Genomic DNA, 24,237 nt, shown 5'->3' with positions numbered 1-24,237 from the left:
AATGTATTATTACACGTAATCAAAATAAGCTTGGTAAGCTTGGCACTCTTCAGAAAGCTTTTCAGCTTGTTGGATATCTTTTTGAACAATATGCCTGTAAGGCTTGTCACGTTTTCTTATTTCACCTTTAAATAATTCCTGTTCAAATGTCCTGTTGTAGATGTCAAAATTTCTATCTACAACACCTTCCCCTTCAAGTTCTAGTAGCTGGCAAAGCTCACTTCTGTAATCATAAGAATCAATAAAGTCTTCGTATCGAATGATTTTAGAACAGCTATTCTTTTCGCAAAAACCTAATATATACTTTGATTCTCTTAAGCAATATTCGTAAGACCAATCTTCGTTTAAAGGCACATTTTGTTGCCTGTGTTTCTCAACTAAACTTAAATAAATATCTTTAATATTTCTGCATGTTACAACGATTTTTTCAGGAAAGATAAGCTTGTTAACTTGAGAGTGTATGTCAGACTTTACTTCTTTTATTCCTATTTTATAGTTTTTTCCTTTTAATGATTTTAACGTTTCAGGCAATGAGCTAGGGTCATTTTGTAAAGAAAAGTCGGTTAATTGATTTATTAAATTAACATTAAAGCGATTATTTTCTGATACATTAGGTTCGACAAACATAAACTGTTTGGCATCAGGCTTTGTAAAGTAATTAGCGATTAATGTGCTTCCTGAACGCCCCATTGATGCAAAGTAGATGTACACTTCAAATTGATTCATTTAGGAAGCCTCAATAATGTAGCTGTGATGTCTTTATGGTCTTTTGTAAAAGCGTAACCATGGTCTATAAGCCATTGTTGAGCCTCTAATTGTTCATCTTTTGGTAGATTATAATATTCAAAGTTTATAATCATTGGCTTTATTTTTTTAATTGGAAATGAAGATAACACTTGCCAATCGTGGCCTTCCGTATCTATCTGAAGTAAATCTAATTCTGAGATGTTATATTCAGAAATTAAGCTTTCAAGTGTGACACAATCAACTTCTTCAGAGACCATATATTTTTGTATTAGCGAGAGGGTTTCATTGTCTACTTGCTTTCCCCCTAATGCATTTCTGTCTGTATATATAGATGAAATTCCTAATGCCCATTCAGGTAAGATTTCATTTTCTATTACATCTCTGGGGATCCTATTGAGTATGATTTTTTCTTCATCATGAATTGCAGCATTGATGAGTGTTAATTGATCATAAGCTCGGTAATTTTCTACCAATAAGTCAAACATCTCTTTATTTGGCTCTAATAGAATTCCTTTTAAATTTTTCGCTTTTATATGCTTGTGAAGGGGGTCGAATCGTTTACCATCCATAGCACCGACTTGAATAAACTCAAAGCGCTTACCAGAGCCACCTTTAATGCTGTAAAGTCTATCTATTAATATATTGAGGTCCAGAATAATGTCTGGCCAAGTATAGTCATCAATTGATGTTCCTGTAGGCAAAATATCAAACCTCTCTTCATTAGCTATATTGTTTTTACGTGAAGATACTAGCCTATTACTAAAGTTAGGTTTTTTCTTCTTAGTTTGCGTGCGTGACTCTTGATAATGGATTATGTGCGGCGCAGAAATACAGTTTTTTTGATCGAATATATAAGTGTAACTATTCGGTAACCAACAAGTGATCAGTGGCGAAGAAGTCGAAACTTCACACCAAGCCTGATCTAATAACATTTGATCCCATATCAAGGGCTTTATTTTGCTTAAAAAAGTCCAGTTTTCTAATAACTCAATGGCGTTTTCGGTGTAATTGAAAAAAAGAGTTCCACTGGCGAATTCCCAGTCATCGTATAAATGAACACCAAAGTCTACATAATGAGGGATCAATGGAGCTCTTTTTACTTTTGCATCTGCGTCAACCCAAAGAACGGGGCCTTTAGTTTCTTTTAATGTGTTTAAAATGAATTCAGGCTTTAAACTGCAATTGACTTCCCAATCACCCGCGGAGTCAACACCATGTATTAGGTAATTATCGTACCCAATAGTATCAAGTGAACTTTTAAGTTCCATTGCACAGTCTTGATAACTTGTATTTTTAGTGTAGTAGCTGATTACTTTTGGTTTTAAACCTTTGTCAAAAAATCGACTGCTTTTTGCACCAACCCATATGTTCTCACCAAAATTAGAACTTACAATAGGTAAGAATTTTGCTTTTAGTTCATTTTTTAATTCGTGATTTCTTAAGATAAGGGTGTCGTGCTCATCATATTCACTTTTAATGCTATCTATTAATTTGTCTAAACTCATCTCATTATTCACTTATAGAGATACTTAATGATTTTATATTTTTTGGAATTTGATTCTTAATTGCATCAGCAGATGTTATAGAGCAAATGATTATTAAATCTGGATGCTCTTTATACGCCTCTAGCGGTGTCATTATAGTCTTAGTAAGTGACGAAGCATGTTTATCAGGATTAGAATCGATGAAGAAGTAGTTATCACCAATGTACTCTTTCAAGGAACTCTCTAAATGGTTTGATAAAGCTGAAATTCCCCAAAAAGCTACTTTCTTTGGTTGAATAAGTTTTATTTTTTTAATCAAATTAATGTCGATAATTCTTAGAACTTGATCAACTTGATGAGAGTCTACCCGAGAATTAAGTAGTTTCAGTTTTTCTGAAAGATCGAATAAACCAAACCTGCGAGAGTTCAATATGTTAGCAATCGTAAGCTTATTCTTTTCTATATTTGCTCCATCTAGCGCAAGAATACAGCGGTTTATGCTATCACCCAAGTCAATAATTTCTGCAAGTTCTGTCCATAAGAATGGAGCGTTATTATCACGGCCATTTTTAAGTTCATGATAAATTGCCTCACTCGCTTCTAGAACCTTATTTTTGGCAAGTGTTAAGTGATAGTGGCTTTTCTCTTTCAATCCTCTTGATAATAAAATTAGTGCTAAATATAAGCTTGATTGAGCAGTTTTGGTTACTAATAGTGAGCAAAACTTATCAATTCTATAGCCTTCAAGAATGCAAAATTGTTTTTCAGCTTCTGCAAAGTTACCTGTGCTATAGAAGTAACTTCCGAGAGAGAAGCGCAGTGAAATTAGCCACCTTAATGTAAAGCCAGAAGGTTTTGCCTTTTCAGCTTCATCAAGTAAGGCCAAGCTGTCATCGAGCCATTTTTGGGTATGTTCATCTTCTGCATAGCTTATAATAGTGTTAAGTAGCAATCTGTTTTGCAAAGAGGTATCGCTATTAAGGAGTTCGAGCGCATAAGAAGATCTTAATTTTTTGTCTTCAATACGTTGGCCAACTTGAACAACCTGTCTATGCAGCCAAGGGGAGTCCATACCGTTCGCAAAGTCAATATACGAAGGTAAGTTGTTACTTGAGTATTGGGGATTCTCGTAGCTTAAATCACTATTGATTTTTGCCCACATTGGATTCGTTAAATTTGGCGTCGCAACAACGATAATCCATTCAGTTTCAAATTCGCCTTGGCTAGGTGATAGTTCGCTATAGGTTCTTGCAGCATCAAGGAGTTTAAATCCGCCAGGCGCGGTTTGTGCGAATCTTTTTTCAATCATGAACCCATAGCTTTCAATAAGCGTTTTAAACTTATTCCAATCAAATTCATGAAAATGGAACGGGTTAGGGTCTTTACCTGTCTCATCCACCCATAAATATGGAACGCTAAGGACTAAGCGACCATCAGGTTTTAAATTGGTAGTGCAAAATTTAAAAAAGTTCTCATAGTTTCTAAGATGCTCAATCGTTTCAAAAGACGTTATGGTATCTACGCGAGGAGTATTTAATTTATCGAGTAGATCTAAATCATATTGTTGATAAGATAATTCACTATTGCCATAAATAGTATTCGAATAATTGACGCTATCTTGGCAAATATCTAAGCCATAAACACGTTGTGCTTTTGATAAGTTTGAAAGTAAATAGCCACCATAGCCTAACCCTGAAGCGCAATCGATGACAGTATCGCCTTCTCGTATAAAGTTACATGCCCATACATAACGGTAGGTGTGGGCATCTGAGCGGGCGCCAGACTCCCTAAGCATGTCCATATGCAAGTCGCGGTTCTCTTTCAACCATATTAACGAGTCTTGCGTGTCTTGAGTGTTTCCTAAAAATCGAAAACTACCTAAAGTAAACTTCTGATTATCATAAAGCTTATCGTAAGTGTAATAATGATAGTCGATATAACTTCTTACAAAACCATGTTCAAATAATTCATTCTCAATTTCTTCTTTCGCAGTATTTAAGTGCTCATTTACCAACGTAAGTATTAGTTCTTGTTGAAAGTCTAAAGCATGGATCTCTGCTATAAGAAGGCTTAAGTCTTTTATGTCAGATATAATATGTGACTTCAAACTACAGTCTAACTCCGCCAAGCTCTTGCTAACTCGCCAATCTAAAGTTTGCTCCGGATGAAATATAAACTTTCTTTTTTCTAATTCATTCTTGAAGTTCAGCATTTAATTATAACTCCGTTACTTATATTCAGATTTTCAATGTGCTTTTGGATTTCATCTAAGAATGATTCAGATGCTACCACGACAGGTAAATTCAAGTTAGATGCTTGAGTAGGGCTTATAACGTTAAAGCCTCGTTTGCTATAATTTCCAAATTCTGCTTTTTTATCAACTAAGTGGACAATTCTTATACTAAGGGACTTTAGTAGCAACTCAAGTTCATCAAAAAACTCTCCTGCACCATAGACAACAACTTCTGTTAGTTTCAGCTCTTTTAACTGTTCGTGGATTGTCATTATAGATTCTTGGTGTTTGCTTTCAGTTTCATTGTGAAAAAAAACATTTTTTGACAAAAAGAGAGGATCAAGTCGAGTTATTAAACCTTGAGGCCAAGTAACACGCTTAGATAAAAGTCCTTTGAATGTTAAGTGATTACTCCAAAACTCATTCAAACCAATATTTCTTATTTCATCGATCTCATTTTGTTCGATAATTGAATATTGGCTTTCTGAACCAAAATTATCTTCATGCTTCAGGTTACCTAAAAACTTTGCTTCAATTTCAGTTGGAAATCTAACTTGGCGTGCAATAGAAGTAACTGCCGCCAGTCTGTTGTTGTAAGTATGTTCATTTAAATTTAATGATTTACTGAAGTATAAGTAGCTGTCAACGCCAAAATTAAATGCAGTGACTAGCTGCTTGTGTTTTTCTGGTGAGGTATCTTTTGCGCAAATAGGCACCACTTTTTCATTTTCAATAGTAAAATCTAAAGTAGTTGTGTTTTTGCCGACTAAAAAATACTCCACTATTTCTGGGCTTCGAGAAATAGCCATTACATCAGTAAAAGTAGATGTAACGAAAGGCAGAAACGACATGAAAATTAATTCATTAGCATGGTTGTAAGCTCGTTCCGTTGTATAAAAAAGAATATTGAGTTTTGCGGACTTTGTTGTCGATTTTTCAATCTGATGGTTAATAGTGCCACCTGCGCCAAAGTCTACAAAAGCATAGTCTTCATTTTTTGTGACTTGCTCAATATACAAGTCTAACAGAGTCTGTTTTTGCTTTATTGATAGTGTAAGCTGCTCACGATGCTTTTCTAAGAATGCATTAATAAGTTGAACTTTAACCTTATCATTTGAAATTTTATTAACTTCCTCATCAAGAATTGATTGTAAAGAGTCATCTTTCTCATAAGGAAGTTGGAGGTCGGTAAGTAGATTCTTAACACAATAATTTTTTCTTGTAAGAACTTGAGATATGTCACGACTCAATTCTTTTGGATCTATTGATGGTAAGTAGGTTGCTTTTCGAGAAGCATAAAACTTTCTTGTTGAAAATACCCCCGCTTCCTGAAAGAAAAAATCAAAAACATGCTTATATATTTCACCCTCACGCATCAGAAATAGGGGGTGACTTATTTCATTATGCTCACATTGATCTTTAATCCATTTGGCAAATCCTGCCAACGTTGGGCCATGTATTACGGCGCCAATAAGGAATGCTAGTTTTTCTTCGAACGATAAGAAGCTAGGAGCGAGCATTGCTGCGAAAATTCGAGCTTGATTAATCTCGTTAGGATAGAAATCTTTGAAGATTTTCTCTCGTGATAAGACACGCTGAATCCATCGTGGCGGAGCAAAATGTAGCGACTTTATTTTTGCAGCTGAAGCATTTATAACATCTGATTTTAAGTTATCGCCTATGTGAATTATTTGCTCTTGCGAAATATTAAGTTGGTCCAATAAATGTGAATACATATCACCGCTTGCTTTTGTTAAGCGAGTTTCACTTGAAACAAAAATATGAGTGAAGTTAACTTCTGGAAAATTGGTTCTGAGTAGTTTTGATAAAAACGAATTACTTAAATACATATCTGATGTAGCAATAAATTCGACATTGTATTTAAACAAATGTTGGATAACTTCTTTACAGATAGGGTCAGGGTATAAATATTTTGCTTCAACTTCATGCTCAATTTCGATTAATGATAATTGAACTGATTCCGTATAAGGTGAGCATGCATAAATTTCTGGTAGAGTGATATCTTGATAGGGGCTTTGTAATCGGGCTTTTTTTTCGAAGAAAATTCTACTATTTCTGAATGTTTCAGGATCAGATTTTATTGGTATATTTCGTTCGATAGCTGTTTTTGCAACCAACGTAAATATATCAGTTGGAGCGCCGCACTTACGTCTTAATAAAGTGTCAAAAATATCAAAAGATACGACCTTAACCTCTTTATTTTTAAAGATAAGATCAATTTCAGCGCTTATTTCGCTATTTAAATATAAATCGTGTAAATTCATCAGAAGCCTATTTCTTACTGAATCGTGTTAATAATCGCTTTGATGCCATCTAGAGCTGTTTTTAACTCATCAATTTTTGCAGCATTTAGTGCGTTTATACTTTCTTTCACTGCGGTTGATGAGATATTTTCAGTCCTAGGCAGGTAAATAACTTCGCAATACGATTTCAATTCGTCAAATTTACCTTGCCAGTCATTCCCAATTGCGAAAACATCAACATTATACTTCTGAATATCCTGTACTTTTTGTTTCCAGCTATGTTCTGGGATTACACAGTCAACATATTCAAGTGCAGCTACTATATCGGCACGATCCTGATATTTATAAATACTTTGTTTGCCTTTTTCTAAATTAAATTCATCAGTAGATACGCCGACGATAAGATGATCTCCCATACCTTTTAGTTTCTTCAGTAAGTTGAGATGGCCTATGTGAAAAAGATCAAAGGTGCCGTATGTAAGTATTGTTTTCATTAATTAACTCTCAAATACTGTTGCACTTTTGATCATACTTAAATTCCAGTCTTTTTTAGGGGTTTGCCAATCGTCACCGTAATGTGTTGCTAAGTAACTTGTCGCATTAGAGGGTAAGTTGAGAGTGATATTATTAAACTGGTATTTTTCTGTAGTTAAAAGGTGTGAACTAGGCATAGTAAATCCTCGCGATGAAATAACATAATGCATTAGCTCCTCATCAACGTATTTAATAAAAACGTCAAGTTGTGCAAGTTTGCGCTGAGCTTTGATTGGTCTTAACTTAAATGAAGCGCAATCACCTTGATGGATACTGTTATAGTCATTACGCGCTTTATTTATAAAGAGCTCCCAAGGTGTATTAAATTCTAGCTCTAGTCTTTCAAGCAGGGAGGTAATTGATTGAAAACACTTATCTGTGTCTGTGCTATTTATGGCTATATCTAAGTCATCATCCCATGGGATAAGCGCATTATCTCGAACTATACCGAGCAAAGTTCCTGCATCGACATAATATGCGACATTATCTTTGTTTAATGTCTCTGTTACTATCGCAAGTAACTTAAGAGCATTTTGGTTGGCTTCTGTATTACCTAGCTGAATTCCTTTGATTGCATGTGCAGGGAGGATACGTATTTTATTTACATTAATTGCTAATTCAGTTTGTAGTTGGCGTTCAATTTGTTCAAAAAACTCGCTGGCGACATAAATATAATCAAATTGCATTTTTAGCAATTCTTCTGGCGCATGCACTGTTAAACCTGCCAGTTTATTAGCCTGTTTGGTTGTGTCATTATCAACAAAGCCCAGTACCTGGAAGTCATTTTGCAGGTATTTCAAAGCGGCTTTACCGGCTTCACCTGCACCAAAAATAAAAATAGCGTGCGACATAATATAATTCTTTGGTATTTATAGTTTTTTTGTAAGCAAATTATAGACCATAATAAAGTGGTCATTTAGCCTAATGGTTCTGGTTGTGGACACGTTTCTCTATTAAGCTTGCCACACGACGTGATAAAGTGACTTTAATTTAAGCTAATTTATAACTTTTTCAATAAGTTAATATAGGCATTCAGTATGATAGCAATCTATGCAAATGCAAGCCAGCAAATTGGCTATGGGCATGTAATGCGACAAATAGCGTTGATCGAAGTGCTGCTTAACAACCAGCATAAGGTCACACTTTTTTACCGTGATTTAGCCCCTCAATTGCATGATAAACTCAGCGGGATGGGGGTGGTTTTAAAGTTTGCTGTAGATGAAATCGCTCTTGTAACCATGCTATCAAAAGCCGATATTTTAATTGTCGATGATTATGCTCTATCAAACGAAACAATAATTCAGTTAAAAAACACCGTAAAACAACTTGTTATATTTGATGATGGCACGTATCAGGAGCCATTAGAATTTGATTTAATCGTCAATCCTAGTGATGTAGTCGATACAATTCATAAAGCGCCTAGGGTGTTACAAAGTTTAGATTATCGGCTAATAAGAAGTGAGTTTAAATCGTATAGGGCGCGCGAACGCTTTATTGAAAAGAGTATCTTCATTAGTTTAGGTGGTACGGATGTCAAAATGTTGACTCCCGAGCTTTGCCAACAACTTGTTGCTAGTAATGATATTACAAAGCTCGTTGTTGCAGTGAGTAGTAGTTGTTCAGAAAATACACTTACTTTGCTCAACAGGTTAAAGCAACATGCTAAGTTTGAATTACATATTGATTATCCAAATCTCGCTAGATTAATGAGTGAAGCTGATATTGCTATTACGTCAGCAGGGGGGAGTTTGTACGAATTAATGTATTTAGGCGTACCAACGATTGCTTTAGTTTTGGTTGATAACCAATCTCAAGCGTTAGACTCCTCACTAAACAATACGGCTTATCAATGCATAGATTTTAGAAATGAGCAGACTGACTTTGCTAATGTGGTAAAACAGGCTCTATTTTTGCTTAATTCAGCCGATAAAAAGAGAAAGTTGTCACTTTATGGCCAACAGGCAATTGATGGCATGGCAGCAGAGCGCATTATTGAAGCGCTAGATTAATCAAATAATGGTCGAAGTAATATAATGAAAAAATTTGATGTTGGGCAATTGCACAAGAGTATCAATATTGATGGTGTCGATATTGGTGAAAATTATCAACCTTACACGATTGCCGAACTTTCAGGAAATCACGGTGGCGATATTAATAAAGCACTTGAACTAATTGATGCAGCAGCAAAAACGGGTGCAAGTGCAATTAAAATTCAAACATATCGTCCAGATACAATTACCCTGGATCATGATGGTCCTGAATTTGTTGTGAAAGATAAATTATGGCAGGGTCGCACCTTATATGAATTATATGAGGAAGCACATACACCTTGGCATTGGCACGAGGCATTATTTGCACGAGCTAAAGAGCATGGCATCACTTTGTTTTCTTCACCATTTGATAAAACAGCAATTGATTTACTCGAAGATTTAAATTGCCCTGCATATAAAATAGCCTCATTCGAAATTACTGATATTGGTCTGATTCAATACGCTGCTAAAACGGGTAAGCCTATCATCATGTCGACGGGGATGGCGACGCTCGCTGAGATTGAAGAAGCAGTCACTGCTGTGAAAGAAGCGGGTGGCACGCAGTTAGCTATTCTTCATTGCGTGAGTGGGTATCCTACTCCAATTGCTGATTGTAATCTTTCAACCTTGGCCTATTTACATCAGTATCTAGATATACCTGTGGGTTTAAGTGATCACAGTTTGGCGGATACTGCTGCGATTGCCTCTGTTGCCTTAGGTGGCAGTATTATTGAAAAGCACTTCAAAATGGCGAACGATACAACAAGTGTCGATGCCGCTTTTTCATTAGATCCAAATGAATTTTCTCGCATGGTGTCTGCGGTTAAAAATACCAAAAGCGCACTGGGTGAGCCTAGTTTTAGACTGGCAAAAAGCGAGCAAGATAATGTTGCATTTCGTCGTTCACTTTATATTGCAGAAGATATCAAAGAGGGCGAGTTATTTACCGAACAAAACCTGCGTTCTGTACGTCCTGGCTCGGGATTGCATCCGCGTTATTTAGATGAATTAATTGGTAAACCTGCGAAACAAGCGTTAACGAAAGGAACACCGATGAAACTAGAGTACGTAACACAATGAAGATTGTAGCCTGCTCACAAGCGCGACTTGATTCAACACGGTTACCCGGAAAAGTATTGCTACAGGTTGGGGGGAAGTCGTTACTTGACTACCACATCAGCCGTGTTGCTCAAACTACAAAATTGGTTGAGCATGTTATTGCGACCAGCGAGAATGAAAATGACAATAAGATAGTCGCATTTTGCGAACAACGGGGCGTTAGAGTTATCAGAGGCAGCAAAGATAATGTACTGCTTCGTTTCAACGCAGTGGCAGATGAATTAGCATTAGATAACGAGGACCGTATTATTCGTTTGACGGCTGATTGTCCATTAGTTGATGGCAAATTGATTGATGAGTTAGTTAGTAGTCACTTAGCGCAAGGTGATGACTATACAAGTCTTAATACAGGCAATCTTATTCGTGGATTTGACGTAGAAATTATGTCAGTTGCAGCACTTAGGTATGCAGCTAAACAAGCTACTAAGGACTATGAGCGTGAACACGTTACACCGTACATCTATCAGCATCCAGAGTTATTCAAATGTGGTCACTTTAAAGCGTTGACTAATATCAGTAGTGCTGCGAGGTTATGTATTGATGAGCCTGCCGATTTTACAATGTTTGAAGCGCTAGTTGCTGCCTACCCTGATGATCTTCTGTGTGCAAGCAGTCAAGATATAATGGCTTTTTTTTCAAAGCATCCAGCTATTGCACAGCTTAATTTACATGTACATCAAAAGCGCTTAGGTGAATAATATGCACATCGCAAATTATGCTGTTACATTAAAGCGGGTAACCGAACAAGATTGTGAGCGTGTCTGGCAGTGGCGCAACATGCCACATGTGCGTCTGCAAATGACTAACCAACAATCTATCCCATGGGATGATCACCAAATTTGGTTTAAGAATATGTTGGTTGATAATTGCCAACGTCATTTTGTTATTTATTACAAAGAGCAGCCAATTGGCGTGATTAATGTTAAGTCAGAACAGCCGATTGAAAACGCCAACCGCGCTGAAATTGGTGTTTATATCAGTGACACTCATTTTTTGAGTAATTTAATTGCCTTTGCGCCTTCGCTTGCATTGATTGATTATCTTTTTAATGAGTTAAATGTTAAAGAGCTATATTCAGAAGTAAGGCGAGAAAATACAGCGGCAATCCGCTATAATCAACAACTTGGCTACCAATTGGCAGACCACCCAACAAACCAGGCGTTAGTCAGTATTTCGTTAACTCATGACGACTATTTTCATGCAACGCCTAAACTTAAGTCATTTTTAAACCGAGGTTAATGTGTCACTTAATAAACTGACAGATGCGTTTGTTAGCGTATTAGAAATCGAACAAGGCGAAGTATGTGATCAGTTAAGCTATTCAGAGCATCCCAAATGGGACTCTATGAGCCATATGATGCTGGTGGCAGAATTAGAAGCGCAATTTGATATTATGCTTGATACGGATGATATTATTGATATGAGTTCGTTTTTAAAAGCCAAACAAATTCTATCAAAATATGGGGTGTCATTTGACAAGTAATAGCAGCCGAGTATTGATCACTGGTGGTAGCAGCGGTATTGGCTTTGCGGTGGCAAAGCGACTGCTAGAGGATGACTCAAAACTATTATTGGTAGCGCGGGACGAACAACGTTTACAAGCAGCGCAGCAAGCGCTTAAAGCGGATTATCCAGATGCAGATGTTATTGTTTTTGTTGCCGACACGTCTGTTCCTGCTGAAATAAAGAAAATATTTGCTTATTTGCAGCAACAAAAATGTTCATTGTCAGGGCTTGTCCATTGCGCGGGAAGTATGCTTGAAGCGCCATTGATGATGGTACGAGAAGAGCAAATTGATGAGCAATACGCTGTCCATTTAAAATCTGCACTAATGCTTTGTCAAAGCGCCAGTAAAATGATGCTTAGAGCGAAACAGGGCAGTTTAGTCCTGGTAAGCTCTGTTGTGGCTGAACAAGGAAGCAGTGGGCAAGTTGTTTATGCAAGTATGAAGTCAGCGATGAGCGGATTGGTTAAAAGTCTTGCTCAAGAGCTCGGTACGTTTAATGTTCGCGTTAACTGTGTAAGTCCGGGCGTAATAGACACTCCTTTGCTTGCTCACTACGATGATGAAAAAAAGCAGCAACTAGCAGAAAAGTCAGCACTAAAACGCTTAGGCGCGGCAAGCGAAGTCGCTAATTTAGTTCGTTTTTTATTAGCTGATGAAAGTCGCTATATTACAGCACAAAATATCGCTGTTGATGGTGGTTTAAGGTTGTAATATGCATGGTGAGTTTTGGCAATTAGATAATAAAAACCCTGAGGCAAAGCTTTATTACAAAGACCATTGCATAGATTACAATGAGCTAGAAGCTCAAGTGCAGCAGGCCGTAAACTCATTGCCATCTGAGCGCTGTTTAATTGCTTTAGTTGCGCAATCAACACTCGACTTTGTCATTTTTTACTTAGCAGCTCTTAGACAATCTCATGTTGTGTTATTAGTTGATGCAGGCCTCGCTGAAAACGACATAAATGAGCTACTAGAGCACTATCAAGTTAATCTGCTTATTGAAGGAAATAAAATTCACTCATTAAGTAATTACACACATCAATTAGCTGATGAACTATGTTTGTTACTATCAACCAGTGGTTCAACGGGCTCCCCTAAGTTGGTAAAGTTAAGTAAAGCTAATTTGGCTGCAAACTGCGCTTCAATAAATCAGTTTTTACCGATACTTAAAGATGATGTGGTAATGACCTTTTTACCGTTATCCTATTCGTTTGGTTTGTCTATTTTGCATACCCATTTAGCAATGGGTGCGAGTATTGTGCTGCAATCAGATAGCCCTATGTCGGCTGATTTTTGGCATAATTTTGAGCACTATAAGGTGACCAGCTTTTATGGTGTACCACTGAGTTATCAATTGCTTAATAGACTGGGCCTTGAAAAAATGCCGCTTGGCAATGTTCGTTACATGGCACAAGCTGGTGGTAAGTTACTCGCACGTGATTGGCAATTATTAAGTGATTACACGCACAACAATGACATTGATTTTTTTGTTATGTATGGTCAAACCGAAGCAACAGCGCGCATAGCCTATTTACCCGCAGAGTATTTTAGTCGTCAAATTGGTTTTATTGGTAAAGAGATCCCCGGTGTTGAGCTACAGCTTCTTGACTCAGAAGGTGAACGAGTTGAGCAGTTTGATAGCCAAGGTGAGCTGTGTGTTCGTGGTGGCAATATATTTGGCGGTTATAGTGAAACACTGGCAGAGCTGGGCTATTTCGAAGATATTTCTTTGCTCCATACCGGCGATATTGCAATACAATCGCCATCGGGTTTATATCAAATTGTCGGGCGCTCTAAGCGCATCTGTAAAATAGCTGGGCGTCGGATTAATCTTGATGAATTGCAATCGTGGCTCGACGCTTTGTGCCAATTTGAAGTGGTCTGTGTTGGTAGTGAAGATGAAATAGTTGTTTATTCAGAGCAACCTATCGAAGCGGAACTAATAAAACAATTAGCCGTTAAGCTTAAGTGCCATAGTCGTTTAATACAAACAGTCGTGCTCGAAGCGATCCCAAGACTAAGTAACTCTAAGGTGGACTATAATGCACTTAAGCAATGAGCAACTCCTCGAGTTGCCAATTTATGGCTTAAACAAAGCGCAAAAGCAGGCGTTTCTTGCATCGCAATTAAGCTTTTTAGATAACTACCACCTTCAGCACTGTGCCTTGTATCAGCGCTTGCAACAAGGCTGTGAGCAAGTATCGCCTTTGACAGTACCATTATTTAAAGAGTTTTTGTTAACCAGTATTACAGCCGAGGATCAGCATCGTTTGCTAACCTCATCAGGCACGCAAGGACCTACCTCTAAAATAACGTTAGATTCTGAAACTGCGCAGTTACAAAGTAGGATTTTAACGAAAACCTTACAGCATTGGCTAGGGAAGCAACGGCTTCCAATGCTTGTTATTGATGCAAAGGCAACCATACAAAAGAAAGCTGGTATGTCCGCCCGCGCAGCTGGTATTCAAGGCATGTTGTTTTTTGGCCGCGATCCACATTTTGCATTAAACGATGACATGACATTAAATATTGAAGTCATTGAGCAATTTTTTGAGAAGTATAAAGACACCCCAGTTTTTATGTTTGGCTTTACTTTTATTGTTTGGCAGCAGTTTATTCAACAGCTGGTGCAAATGGGGAAACGCTATTCGTTTTCAAAAGGCATGCTACTTCATGGTGGCGGCTGGAAAAAAATGCAGCAATCAGCGGTAAGCAATGATGTGTTTAAGCAGCAAATAGCGCAATCTCTTGGTGCTATTAGCGTGCATGATTATTACGGTATGGTTGAACAAACTGGTACCATTTATATTGAGTGTGAACATGGTCATTTACACGCACCTGTTTGGTCAGACATAACTGTTGTTGATGCAGCCACCGCTGAGCCTCTTGGTATTAATCAAGCGGGCGTGATTCTTCTTAATTCGGTTTTACCAAAGAGTTACCCTGGTCATCGATTATTGACCGAGGATTTAGGAGTGATCCATGGTGAAGATGATTGTGCTTGTGGTCGCTTAGGTAAATATTTTTCAGTGCTTGGCCGTTTGGCGAAGTCGCAGGTGAGGGGTTGCAGTGATACCTTTAGTTGATGATCCTCAAGTAGAGTTTTTATTTGGTAACCCGGCTAACTTGAGTTGTTTAGACACGGCATTTAGTGATGATGTCATAAATGAAATAACTGCTTTTTCAACTTTTCTTTTAAAAGCACAGCACTCTAATGCTCATTCAGCGTTGGGTTTTTGGTGCCGTAAAAGTAACGTATTGGCAATGAAGAGCGATTTTAAAAGCTTTGCTCAATCATCACCGAAAGGGCTTATCTTCCATATTACCCCAGCAAATGTTGATACCGTTTATTTTTACAGCTTAATCCTTAGTATTCTGTGTGGTAACAGCAACATAGTGCGCATTAGTGATCGAAGTGGGGATGAAGCGTATCAGCTAATTGATTCTCTAAAGCGCTTTTTAAGTCAGCGTCCTCAATCAGTATTACATGCTTTAATTTGCATTGTTTCTTACCCAAGTTCAGCTGAAGAGCTAACACGGTATTTTAGTGAACTATGTGATATGCGGGTAATTTGGGGCGGTGATGACGCAATTGCTAAAATTAACCAGCAATCACCCGTAACAAACCAGATTTGCTTTCCAGATCGCTTCTCCATTGCCGTGTTACACCTTGAAAGTGAAGCTGAAATAGAAGATGCTGCTATACGCTTTACACGTGATTATGTACCTTTCTCACAACAAGCTTGCTCTTCTATAAAAGCGGTTTTGTGGCATAAAACAAGTAAATCCTTACAAGCGTTATTCTGGCAGTCTTTAAAGGATAAAGTGCAGTATGGTGATGAAGCATTTTCACAAACCGCTCAATATAATCGTTTATATAACTTTCAGCGATTATTATTGATGCATCAATTTAGTGTCGAAAACACTTATAAATCTGTTGCGGGTTTAATTTGTGAAGCTGCACCTTTTGATTTAGCTATTTTAGCTGATCACAAAGGCGATGGACTCTTACTAAGCTTTGAACTAGAAAATTTTGATTTTGCGACACATGCAAAATTACAAACTGTTTCTTGTTTTGGCTTAACCACTTCCGAGCTAGAAAAATTATCTTCCCACGCGCTTAGAGTAACACCTCTCGGTTCAGCGTTAACGTTCAATTACCTGTGGGATGGCGAAAATCTATTAATGGCGTTTTCAAATTAATTGCTGATAGGTTTTGAGCACAGCCTGCTTAATATAATCAATATCTTGTGATGACAAAGATGGATGCAATGGAATTGTCATTGCTTGTTGGTAATACTGCATGCTTTGCGAAAAGTCACACTTATTAAACCCAAGTTCTTGGTAGTAAGGCTGTAAAAAAATCGGAATGTAGTGAAGGTGAGCTTGAACACCTTGCTCTCTTAGCCGTGTAACCATCTGAGCTTGTTGTTGCTGGGCCGTAAAGTTGATTTTCAAGATATATAAATGATAACTGCTGTAACACTCTGACTTTTGTTTTAACGGCTCAAGCCCCTGACTTGTAAAGTACTTATCAAAATCTTCAGCTATTTGGTTTCTAATAGAAATAAAGTTATCTAATTGTTTTAACTGGCTAAGCCCTAATGCGGCTTGCAACTCAGTCATTCTATAATTAAAACCAAGTTCAATTTGTTGATAATACCAAGGACCGTGACTTGGCTCGGTCATTTCATCAGGATGATTTGTAATGCCATGACTACGTAAGCGTTTCATCTTTTTATCAAGCGTTTCACAGTTGGTAACAGCCATACCCCCTTCAGCAGATGTGATTATTTTAACTGGATGAAAGCTAAAAACTGTGATGTCAGAGTAATCACAACTGCCAACAGGGTTGCCTTTATACTTGGCGCCAATAGCATGAGAGGCATCTTCAATCACCTTAAAGCCATACTCTTTGGCAAGTTCATTGATTGCTGCCATATCGCATGACTGGCCCGCTAAATGAACTGGGATCACAACTTTAGGGAGTTGCTGGTTTTGTTTGGCTATCGCTAGTTTTTCTTTAAGGGCAACGACAGACATATTGCCTGTCTCAAGGTCGATATCAACAAAGTCGACACTTGCGCCACAATACAGTGCGCAGTTACTTGATGCGACAAAGGAAATTGGTGATGTCCATACAATGTCATGTTTACCTACGCCTAAAGCAAGGCAAGCAATATGTAACGCTGAAGTAGCACTGTTAGTGGCACAGGCATAGTCAGCACCGCAATATTTTGCTATAGCACTTTCAAATGCGGGTACTTTAGGACCTTGTGTTAACCAGTCAGACTGCAAGACATCAATTACGGCATTAATGTCATCTTGCGAAATACTTTGCTTACCGTAGGGAATTAGCTTATTTGTCATGAGAAGTATTACAGTAAAGCTTGAACGTTGAAGTTTTTAATCTCTTCAATGCTCATATAATCAGGGTTATCAAGTGAGTTATACTCGAATCCTTGCGCTACTTTTTTACCCTTCTCACCAATAGCATTAACTGTAAAATCGTTACTACGGCTACTAAATTTAATGCCCGGTGCGATAACAAAATGATCATTGTATTCGTACGTTTCAAAGCATAAGTCGGCCGGGCACATGACTTCATGTAACTTTTCACCTGGGCGAATGCCTATAACCTTAATTGGTAAGTCAGGTGCCATGGCTTTGGCAAGATCAGTAATACGAATTGAAGGGATCTTCGGCACGAAAATCTCACCACCCAGCATACGCTCAAAATTAGTTAGAACAAAATCAACACCTTGTTGCAGGCTAATCCAAAAGCGGGTCATTTCTTCATGAGTAATCGGAATATGGTCACGGCCTTGGTCGATAAACTTTTGGAAAATAGGCACTACAGAGCCACGCGAGCACACTACGTTACCGTATCTTACTACTGAAAAGGTTGTTTTATGGCCGCCAGCAATATTATTAGCAGCAACAAATAGTTTGTCTGATGCAAGCTTCGTTGCGCCATATAAGTTGATTGGGTTCGCTGCTTTATCAGTCGACAGTGCAATGACTTTTTCTACGTTATTATCAAGGGCAGCATCAATGACGTTTTCAGCACCATTAATATTGGTTTTGATACATTCCATTGGGTTGTATTCAGCGGCAGGTACTTGTTTTAATGCTGCTGCGTGAATCACATAGTTCACGCCGCGCATGGCACGGCGAAGCCTGTCTTTGTCACGTACATCACCAATGAAATAGCGCATACAAGGTTGGTCAAACTCTTGTTGCATTTCAAACTGCTTTAGTTCGTCCCGTGAAAAAATAATGATTTTTTTAGGTTTAAAGCGTTCTAATAAAGTTTTGACGTATTTTTTACCGAATGAACCGGTACCACCGGTGATTAAAATCGTTTTGTTGTCGAACATAGCGTTACCTAAGTTATTTATCATTGGCGTTTGATACGCAAAAAGAGAATTTTGACTCAATTCTCAGTAATTTAACTATTAACTAATACACTAGCAAGTCAGATGCCAAGTTAATTTATCTAAACCATGGTACAAAGTACAAATTTTGGCAAATTAAGCTATAATTTAAGCAATCGGTTTGTCGGAGGCCGCCATGAAAATTCAATCACCCAATACCGGGTTTTTAAATCAGACTCAGCAAACAGGTAATAAGCTTGCTGAGCAATTAGCGTCAGGTAAAAAAGTAAACTCAGCAGCAGATGATGCCGCTGCACTGCAAATTATTGATAGATTAACATCGCAGCAAGATGGTTATAGCCAAGCTATCAACAATGCCTACGATGGTATTTCTTATTCACAAGTTACTGAATCAAACCTATCAGGTGTAAATGATGCAGTATCACGCATTAGAGAGCTGTCTATCCAAGCGGGTAACGGTGCGCTCACAGATACTGACAGAGCAGCACTACAAGAAGAAGTGTCACAATTACAAACGCAAATTTCAGAAACATTTGAAAATGCGACATTTGCTGGCAAGCCTTTATTTGATGGTGAGCAAGTGTCGTTTCAGGTTGGTCCTGATGCCAACACGACGCAATCAGTAACGCCTTCAGATGGCAGTATTGCTTCTGTGATTGCGGGTATTGATATTTCTACCCAAGCAGGTGCGCAAGCGGCCATTGATATCAGCGATCAAGCTGCAGAAGAGATTAATAATCAGCGTGCTGAACTTGGCGCTTTCCAAAACACTTTAGAAAGTACGATAAAAGGGTTGGGAAACCAACGGGAGAACATTGCTGCGAGTCGAAGCCGCATTGAAGATACTGATTACGCAAAAGCAGTGTCTGATCAAGTAGCTAACGATATTTTGTCGCAAGCTTCAATCGCTTTACGTGGTCAAGCGAATCGTTCAGCAGAATCTATCCTAGGTTTGCTTTAATACTTTAGTCTTGTTTTTAGGCGTTAAGTGACTATTTTTTGGCGTTGATGTCAATAAATTGCCGCTTAGCGCTTGCATCCCTCCTAAACTCGCTTACAATTTAACATTAACAAACCCCGTGGTAACTGTGGTTCGCCAATAATGATCTTAATTTTAGACAATAATAATAATCGTGCGATAGGTTTACATGCTTCACTCACCTTCATTGGTGAAACAGCACAATTAGTTGATGAAACAAATCTTCAAGCATTTTGTGAAAAACACCAGCAACAAGAATGTATGGTCATTTTGGGGGCTCTACAGCAGCTTAATCATGAAGCTGTGATCAAACAGTTTCCAGCTATTCCATTTTTGTTAATAGGTGAAACCCTCAAACCCCTCCTGAGTATTGCTAATGTTGTAGGCTTGATATGTGAGCCTTTCAATCATGACGTAACCACTCAGTTATTGCATGACTGTCAGCAATATCAGCGTATGCTGCCTGGTGCTCATAAACAGTCTAAGTCGCAAAAATCGTTTGATGGACTTGTTGGTGAAACTGATGCTGTAAAAGATGTTCGTTTTTTAATTGAGCAGGTGGCTAAAACTGATGCCAATGTACTTATTTTAGGTGAGTCTGGCACAGGTAAAGAGGTGGTAGCACGAAACGTTCACCTACTATCTAAACGAAATAGCGGGCCATTTGTGCCAGTAAACTGCGGTGCTATTCCTGGTGAATTACTTGAAAGTGAGTTATTTGGTCACGAAAAAGGGGCATTTACAGGGGCAATTTCAGCGCGAAAAGGGCGTTTTGAATTAGCACAAGGCGGTACACTGTTTTTAGATGAAATTGGTGACATGCCACTGCAAATGCAGGTTAAGCTTTTACGAGTATTACAAGAGCGCAGCTATGAACGAGTAGGTGGGACAAAGCCTATTCAAGCTGATGTACGAATTATTGCTGCAACACATCGTAATCTTGAAGAAATGATTGAAAAGGGCGACTTCCGCGAAGACCTTTTTTATCGCTTAAACGTGTTTCCAATTGAAAACCCTTCGCTAAGTGAGCGTGCAGACGACATTCCTCTACTTTTAAAAGAGTTAATGCGCCGTGTGAATGAGCAAAGTGGCACAACAGCAAAATTCACCGAACGGGCAATTCAAAGCTTAAAAGAGCATGCATGGCCGGGAAATATCCGTGAGCTAGCCAACTTAGTAGAGCGCATGGTCATTATGTTCCCTGATAAAGTGGTTGATGTGCCAGACCTACCAGCTAAATATCGTTACATTGAGGTCGAAGCCTATGAGCCTGAGTACCCTGAAGAGCTGATGGAACGAGATGCTTTCAACGATATTTTTAGCACAGGCTTTAGTGATTACGAAGACGAAGAGCTTGATACGCCAGCAACAACGGTTGACTCTGGTTTATTACCCGATGAAGGCATTGAGCTGAAAGAGTACCTTGCTGAGCTTGAAATCAGCTTAATCAGCCAAGCATTAGAGCGCTATGATTATGTCGTAGCGCGTGCGGCTGAAATCTTAGGTGTACGCCGTACAACTCTCGTTGAGAAGATGAAAAAGTATAACCTATCGCGAGATTAACTCGCGGTAGGTTTAACGCTCTCTACATAAAGCATGTTTCTGCAGATTTGCGGCTAATATTCACTCACTATTTCGGCTTTTCTAAAACAATCATTACTGTGATCATTCACCATACCACAGGCCTGCATATGCGCATACACAGTCGTTGGGCCTAAAAACTTAAAACCACGCTTTTTTAAATCTTTGGCAAATGCTGTGGAGGCTTCAGTAATAGCCGGGTAATCCTCTAGTTTATCTAGGTTGTTTACCAAAGGCTTACCACCTACAAACTGCCATTGGTAGTTTGAGAAACTACCAAACTCTTTTTGAATTTCAATAAAACGCTGCGCGTTATTGATAGTCGCGGCGATCTTGGCTCGATTACGAATAATGCCATCAAACTGCATTAACCGTTCGATATCATCCTCAGTCATTTTGGCAACCTCTTCAACAACAAAGTTTTTAAAGGCGCTGCGATAGCCATCACGCTTTTTAAGTATGGTATACCAACTAAGCCCGGCTTGTGCTGACTCTAAGGTTATAAACTCAAACAAACGGTGATCATCATATAATGGCACCCCCCATTCTTGGTCGTGGTAGGCCACATAATCTTCTTTGCTGGTGTCGAGCCACGGGCAGCGACAGTGGTGTTCTTTTTGCATTGTTCCCTCGCAAATGTCATTTTTTTGTCGGTGTTTATTTTGACTTTAATTTATTGAAATAAAACAAAAATAATTATGGTATGAATTGTGCATTTAGCTGTGTAGACACGATTTTTTGAGTATCGATTATGGCCTTGGCACATGTATTAAAACCACAATTTATCACAGCTAATCAATATAACCCATGCTTACAGCAAGAAGAGTATGTTGGCGAGTTGAGTGAGCTTCGCCAGCAAGCTAGTTGGCTAAGTCATTTAGTGCATACTATGCCTGCGGGCGTTGTGGTTTTAGATGGTCGAGGCATGATTGCAAAAGCAAATCAAATTGCTATTGATATGCTGGGTGAACCGCTTGAAGGTGAAAAATGGTTTAGCGTTATTCAGCGCTCATTTCGACCAAAGCAAGATGATGGTCATGAGGTATCACTCAAAGATGGGCGTTTAATAAAGCTTGATATTACTGCGCTTGCACCTGAGCCAGGGCAGTTAATTTTAATGACAGATTTAACAGAAACTAGGCGTTTACAAAAACGAGTAGCACATATGCAGCGCTTAAGTGCGCTTGGTAAAATGGTTGCTTCGCTTGCTCATCAGGTCAGAACGCCGTTGTCAGCCGCCATGCTTTATGCCGCAAACTTGGGTTCAAAGCGTTTACCAGAAAGCTCGCGTGGTAATTTTCATACTAAATTAATGTCACGTTTAAAAGATTTAGAAACCCAAGTAAATGACATGCTGTTATTTGCAAAAAGTGGCGAACAGCAAGTTGTTGAAAGTGTCTCGATGCAACAGTTACTCAATGAAGTAAAAGCGGGGGCGGATGCAATGGTTGCACAAAACCAAAGTACCTTAGCCGTTAACTTGCCAGAACCAGACATTGAGATTGTGGGTAATAAAACCGCACTTGCCAGTGCGATTCAAAACTTAATTCATAACAGTATTCAAATAATTGGCAAACATGCAGAAGTATCGCTTAGTGCTGAGCGCGACACCGCAAATGATAATAGTGTTCGCATCAGTGTAAGTGACAACGGTCCTGGCGTAGATATGAGTCAGGCCGAGAAATTATTTGAACCTTTCTTTACTACAAAAAGCCAAGGCACAGGGCTTGGACTTGCTGTTGTGAGTTCAGTCGCTAATGCGCACCAAGGACGGGTTGAAGTGACTAATAATGCCCATGGGGGGGCATGTTTTAGCTTGATCCTGCCAATAAGTGCAGAATTTACGTCAGCGGAGGCAAAATGAATACCAACGCAATTTTAGTCGTTGAAGACGACGCAGGCTTACGAGAAGCTTTGATTGATACACTCGAAATGTCAGGAATTGATTGCATCGCAGCAGATAGTGCTGAGCAAGCAATGGTGCTGTTAAAACAAGGCACGTATTCATTAGTGGTCAGCGATGTACAAATGGGCGCGATGAGTGGCCTTGATTTACTTCGCAGTATTAAGCTCAACTACCCTGAACTACCTGTACTTATGATGACAGCTTATGACACCATTGATGATGCTGTAGAGGCAATGCGCTTAGGTGCGATTGATTACATGGCAAAACCATTTGCCCCAGAAGTATTGCTTAATATGGTCAGTCGTTATTTACCCGAAAAGGAAAAAGAAACAGACGGGCCAATTGTTGCAGATCCATCGAGTATTAAGTTACTCGAACTTGCGAGCAAAGTAGCGCGTTCAGATGCCAGTGTTATGGTACTTGGCCCAAGTGGCTCAGGTAAAGAAGTGTTAGCCCGCTATATTCATGATAAATCGAATCGTGCAGATGCTCCCTTTGTTGCCATTAACTGTGCCGCTATTCCTGAAAATATGCTTGAAGCAACCTTATTTGGTTACGAAAAAGGCGCGTTTACCGGTGCCATCCAGGCCTGCCCTGGTAAATTTGAACAAGCACAAGGCGGTACCATCTTACTTGATGAGATCACCGAGATGGATTTAGGTCTGCAAGCAAAATTACTGCGTGTACTACAAGAGCGTGAAGTAGAGCGCTTAGGCGGCCGTAAAACGATTGAGCTTGATGTTCGTGTCCTAGCTACGAGTAACCGTGATTTAAAAGAAGCGGTGAGTGAAAATCTATTTAGAGAAGATTTATATTATCGCTTAAATGTGTTCCCGCTGATGTGGAAACCATTAGCAGAACGCCCGGGCGACATTGTTGTATTGGCAGAGCATTTAATTGAGCGCCATTGCCTGAAAAGTAAAGAACCCATTGCTATGTTGACCGAGTCAGCTAAGCAAAAGCTGCTAACACATGCTTGGCCGGGTAATGTGCGAGAGCTTGATAATGTTATTCAACGTGCGCTGATATTATGTGATGGTAACAGCATTCATGAAGATGATGTCTTCATTGAAGAGTTACTAACGGTAGAGATAAAGTCAGTTGCTACGCCACCGCATAATGCACCGGTGTATCAAGAGCAACCCGTTGAAGTTAATTTAGATACAGTGCCACAGGTGAGTGAGCAAGGTAATTATAAAGACGAGCTTAAAGACAAAGAGCATCGTATTATTTTAGAAACCCTCGCACGCTGTAATGGTAAGCGAAAAGAGGTGGCTGAGACCTTAGGCATTAGCCCCCGCACCTTGCGATATAAACTAGCGCAGATGCGCGATCTTGGGATTGCACTGCCAGCCTAATTCTCCTTCCAAAACAGTGTCAAACAAGCTCACAGCATGTGGGCTTGTTTGCTGTCAAAACTCTGACAAGCAAAGCGAATGGTATAAGCTATTGAA

General features: G+C 38.9%; 22 protein-coding genes. 13 read left to right on the top strand and 9 right to left on the bottom strand.

Annotated elements, in window-relative coordinates:
- Positions 1-9: 9 nt before the first annotated feature.
- The 6 genes from L1264_RS00600 to L1264_RS00575 form a co-directional block, all read right to left on the bottom strand.
- Positions 10-726: a hypothetical protein gene (locus L1264_RS00600; RefSeq protein ID WP_199527908.1), complete on the bottom strand. Its 717-nt coding sequence runs from the start codon at positions 724-726 to the stop codon at positions 10-12.
- On the bottom strand, positions 723-2,264 hold the full coding sequence (locus tag L1264_RS21480; RefSeq protein WP_235403566.1) for an FkbM family methyltransferase: 1,542 nt from the start codon (positions 2,262-2,264) through the stop codon (positions 723-725). The genes L1264_RS00600 and L1264_RS21480 overlap by 4 nt, the downstream gene beginning before the upstream one ends.
- The gene (locus L1264_RS00590; RefSeq protein ID WP_199527907.1) at positions 2,257-4,338 is read right to left on the bottom strand and encodes a class I SAM-dependent methyltransferase; all 2,082 of its coding nucleotides are present in this window, start codon (positions 4,336-4,338) and stop codon (positions 2,257-2,259) included. Before L1264_RS00590 ends, L1264_RS21480 begins: the two co-directional genes overlap by 8 nt.
- A gap of 98 nt (positions 4,339-4,436) precedes the next feature.
- The gene (locus L1264_RS00585) at positions 4,437-6,749 is read right to left on the bottom strand and encodes an HAD-IA family hydrolase (protein ID WP_199527906.1); all 2,313 of its coding nucleotides are present in this window, start codon (positions 6,747-6,749) and stop codon (positions 4,437-4,439) included.
- 14 nt (positions 6,750-6,763) lie between these two features.
- On the bottom strand, positions 6,764-7,222 hold the full coding sequence (tagD, locus tag L1264_RS00580; protein WP_135923841.1) for a glycerol-3-phosphate cytidylyltransferase: 459 nt from the start codon (positions 7,220-7,222) through the stop codon (positions 6,764-6,766).
- 3 nt (positions 7,223-7,225) lie between these two features.
- A complete protein-coding gene (locus tag L1264_RS00575) occupies positions 7,226-8,113 on the bottom strand; it encodes a LicD family protein (RefSeq protein WP_199527905.1) in 888 nt (295 codons plus the stop codon).
- 186 nt (positions 8,114-8,299) lie between these two features.
- Between L1264_RS00575 and L1264_RS00570 the strand changes: the two genes are divergently transcribed.
- Genes L1264_RS00570 through L1264_RS00530 form a run of 9 tightly spaced genes read left to right on the top strand, consistent with a single transcriptional unit; the run spans position 8,300 to position 16,122 of the window.
- Entirely contained in the window at positions 8,300-9,271 is a 972-nt protein-coding gene (locus L1264_RS00570) for a PseG/SpsG family protein (RefSeq protein ID WP_199527904.1), read from the top strand.
- Positions 9,272-9,295: 24 nt separating this feature from the next.
- Positions 9,296-10,372: a pseudaminic acid synthase gene (gene pseI / locus L1264_RS00565; RefSeq protein WP_199527903.1), complete on the top strand. Its 1,077-nt coding sequence runs from the start codon at positions 9,296-9,298 to the stop codon at positions 10,370-10,372.
- A complete protein-coding gene (locus tag L1264_RS00560; protein ID WP_199527902.1) occupies positions 10,369-11,109 on the top strand; it encodes a cytidylyltransferase domain-containing protein in 741 nt (246 codons plus the stop codon). Before pseI ends, L1264_RS00560 begins: the two co-directional genes overlap by 4 nt.
- Position 11,110: 1 nt before the next feature.
- On the top strand, positions 11,111-11,650 hold the full coding sequence (locus tag L1264_RS00555; protein WP_199527901.1) for a GNAT family N-acetyltransferase: 540 nt from the start codon (positions 11,111-11,113) through the stop codon (positions 11,648-11,650).
- Position 11,651: 1 nt separating this feature from the next.
- Positions 11,652-11,894: an acyl carrier protein gene (locus L1264_RS00550; RefSeq protein WP_199527900.1), complete on the top strand. Its 243-nt coding sequence runs from the start codon at positions 11,652-11,654 to the stop codon at positions 11,892-11,894.
- Positions 11,884-12,630, top strand: a complete 747-nt coding sequence (locus tag L1264_RS00545) for an SDR family NAD(P)-dependent oxidoreductase (RefSeq protein ID WP_199527899.1) — start codon at positions 11,884-11,886, stop codon at positions 12,628-12,630. Before L1264_RS00550 ends, L1264_RS00545 begins: the two co-directional genes overlap by 11 nt.
- A 1-nt stretch (position 12,631) precedes the next feature.
- Positions 12,632-13,978, top strand: coding sequence for an AMP-binding protein (locus L1264_RS00540; RefSeq protein ID WP_199527898.1), 1,347 nt, complete (start codon positions 12,632-12,634; stop codon positions 13,976-13,978).
- A complete protein-coding gene (locus L1264_RS00535; RefSeq protein WP_199527897.1) occupies positions 13,962-15,005 on the top strand; it encodes a LuxE/PaaK family acyltransferase in 1,044 nt (347 codons plus the stop codon). The genes L1264_RS00540 and L1264_RS00535 overlap by 17 nt, the downstream gene beginning before the upstream one ends.
- Complete coding sequence (locus L1264_RS00530) at positions 14,989-16,122, top strand: acyl-CoA reductase (RefSeq protein WP_199527896.1); 1,134 nt, start codon at positions 14,989-14,991, stop codon at positions 16,120-16,122. The genes L1264_RS00535 and L1264_RS00530 overlap by 17 nt, the downstream gene beginning before the upstream one ends.
- Here the strand turns inward: L1264_RS00530 and pseC are convergent.
- Positions 16,114-17,289, bottom strand: a complete 1,176-nt coding sequence (gene pseC, locus L1264_RS00525; RefSeq protein ID WP_199527895.1) for a UDP-4-amino-4,6-dideoxy-N-acetyl-beta-L-altrosamine transaminase — start codon at positions 17,287-17,289, stop codon at positions 16,114-16,116. The genes L1264_RS00530 and pseC overlap by 9 nt on opposite strands.
- A gap of 8 nt (positions 17,290-17,297) precedes the next feature.
- Positions 17,298-18,299, bottom strand: coding sequence for a UDP-N-acetylglucosamine 4,6-dehydratase (inverting) (gene pseB / locus L1264_RS00520; RefSeq protein WP_199527894.1), 1,002 nt, complete (start codon positions 18,297-18,299; stop codon positions 17,298-17,300).
- 193 nt (positions 18,300-18,492) lie between these two features.
- On the opposite strand from pseB, the gene L1264_RS00515 reads away from it, so the two are divergent.
- Complete coding sequence (locus tag L1264_RS00515) at positions 18,493-19,278, top strand: flagellin N-terminal helical domain-containing protein (protein WP_138557424.1); 786 nt, start codon at positions 18,493-18,495, stop codon at positions 19,276-19,278.
- Between the two features lie 141 nt (positions 19,279-19,419).
- Positions 19,420-20,859 (top strand): sigma-54 dependent transcriptional regulator, encoded by a 1,440-nt coding sequence (locus tag L1264_RS00510; protein ID WP_138557426.1) that lies wholly within the window; start codon positions 19,420-19,422, stop codon positions 20,857-20,859.
- 53 nt (positions 20,860-20,912) lie between these two features.
- Here L1264_RS00510 and L1264_RS00505 read toward each other — a convergent pair whose 3' ends face one another.
- Positions 20,913-21,500 carry a DNA-3-methyladenine glycosylase I gene (locus L1264_RS00505; protein ID WP_199527893.1) on the bottom strand — a complete coding sequence of 196 codons (588 nt, stop codon included), beginning with the start codon at positions 21,498-21,500 and terminating at the stop codon, positions 20,913-20,915.
- 128 nt (positions 21,501-21,628) lie between these two features.
- Here L1264_RS00505 and L1264_RS00500 point away from each other — a divergent pair, with 128 nt between their 5' ends.
- A complete protein-coding gene (locus tag L1264_RS00500; protein WP_135923856.1) occupies positions 21,629-22,741 on the top strand; it encodes a sensor histidine kinase in 1,113 nt (370 codons plus the stop codon).
- Positions 22,738-24,141 (top strand): sigma-54-dependent transcriptional regulator, encoded by a 1,404-nt coding sequence (locus L1264_RS00495; protein WP_235403565.1) that lies wholly within the window; start codon positions 22,738-22,740, stop codon positions 24,139-24,141. Before L1264_RS00500 ends, L1264_RS00495 begins: the two co-directional genes overlap by 4 nt.
- The last annotated feature ends 96 nt before the right edge of the window (positions 24,142-24,237 follow it).

Source organism: Pseudoalteromonas sp. APAL1 (assembly GCF_021532475.1).
GTDB classification, from domain to species: Bacteria; Pseudomonadota; Gammaproteobacteria; order Enterobacterales; family Alteromonadaceae; genus Pseudoalteromonas; species Pseudoalteromonas lipolytica_C.
The sequence above is the reverse complement of the archived record's forward strand: the minus strand, read 5'-3'. Positions and strand labels throughout refer to the sequence as shown.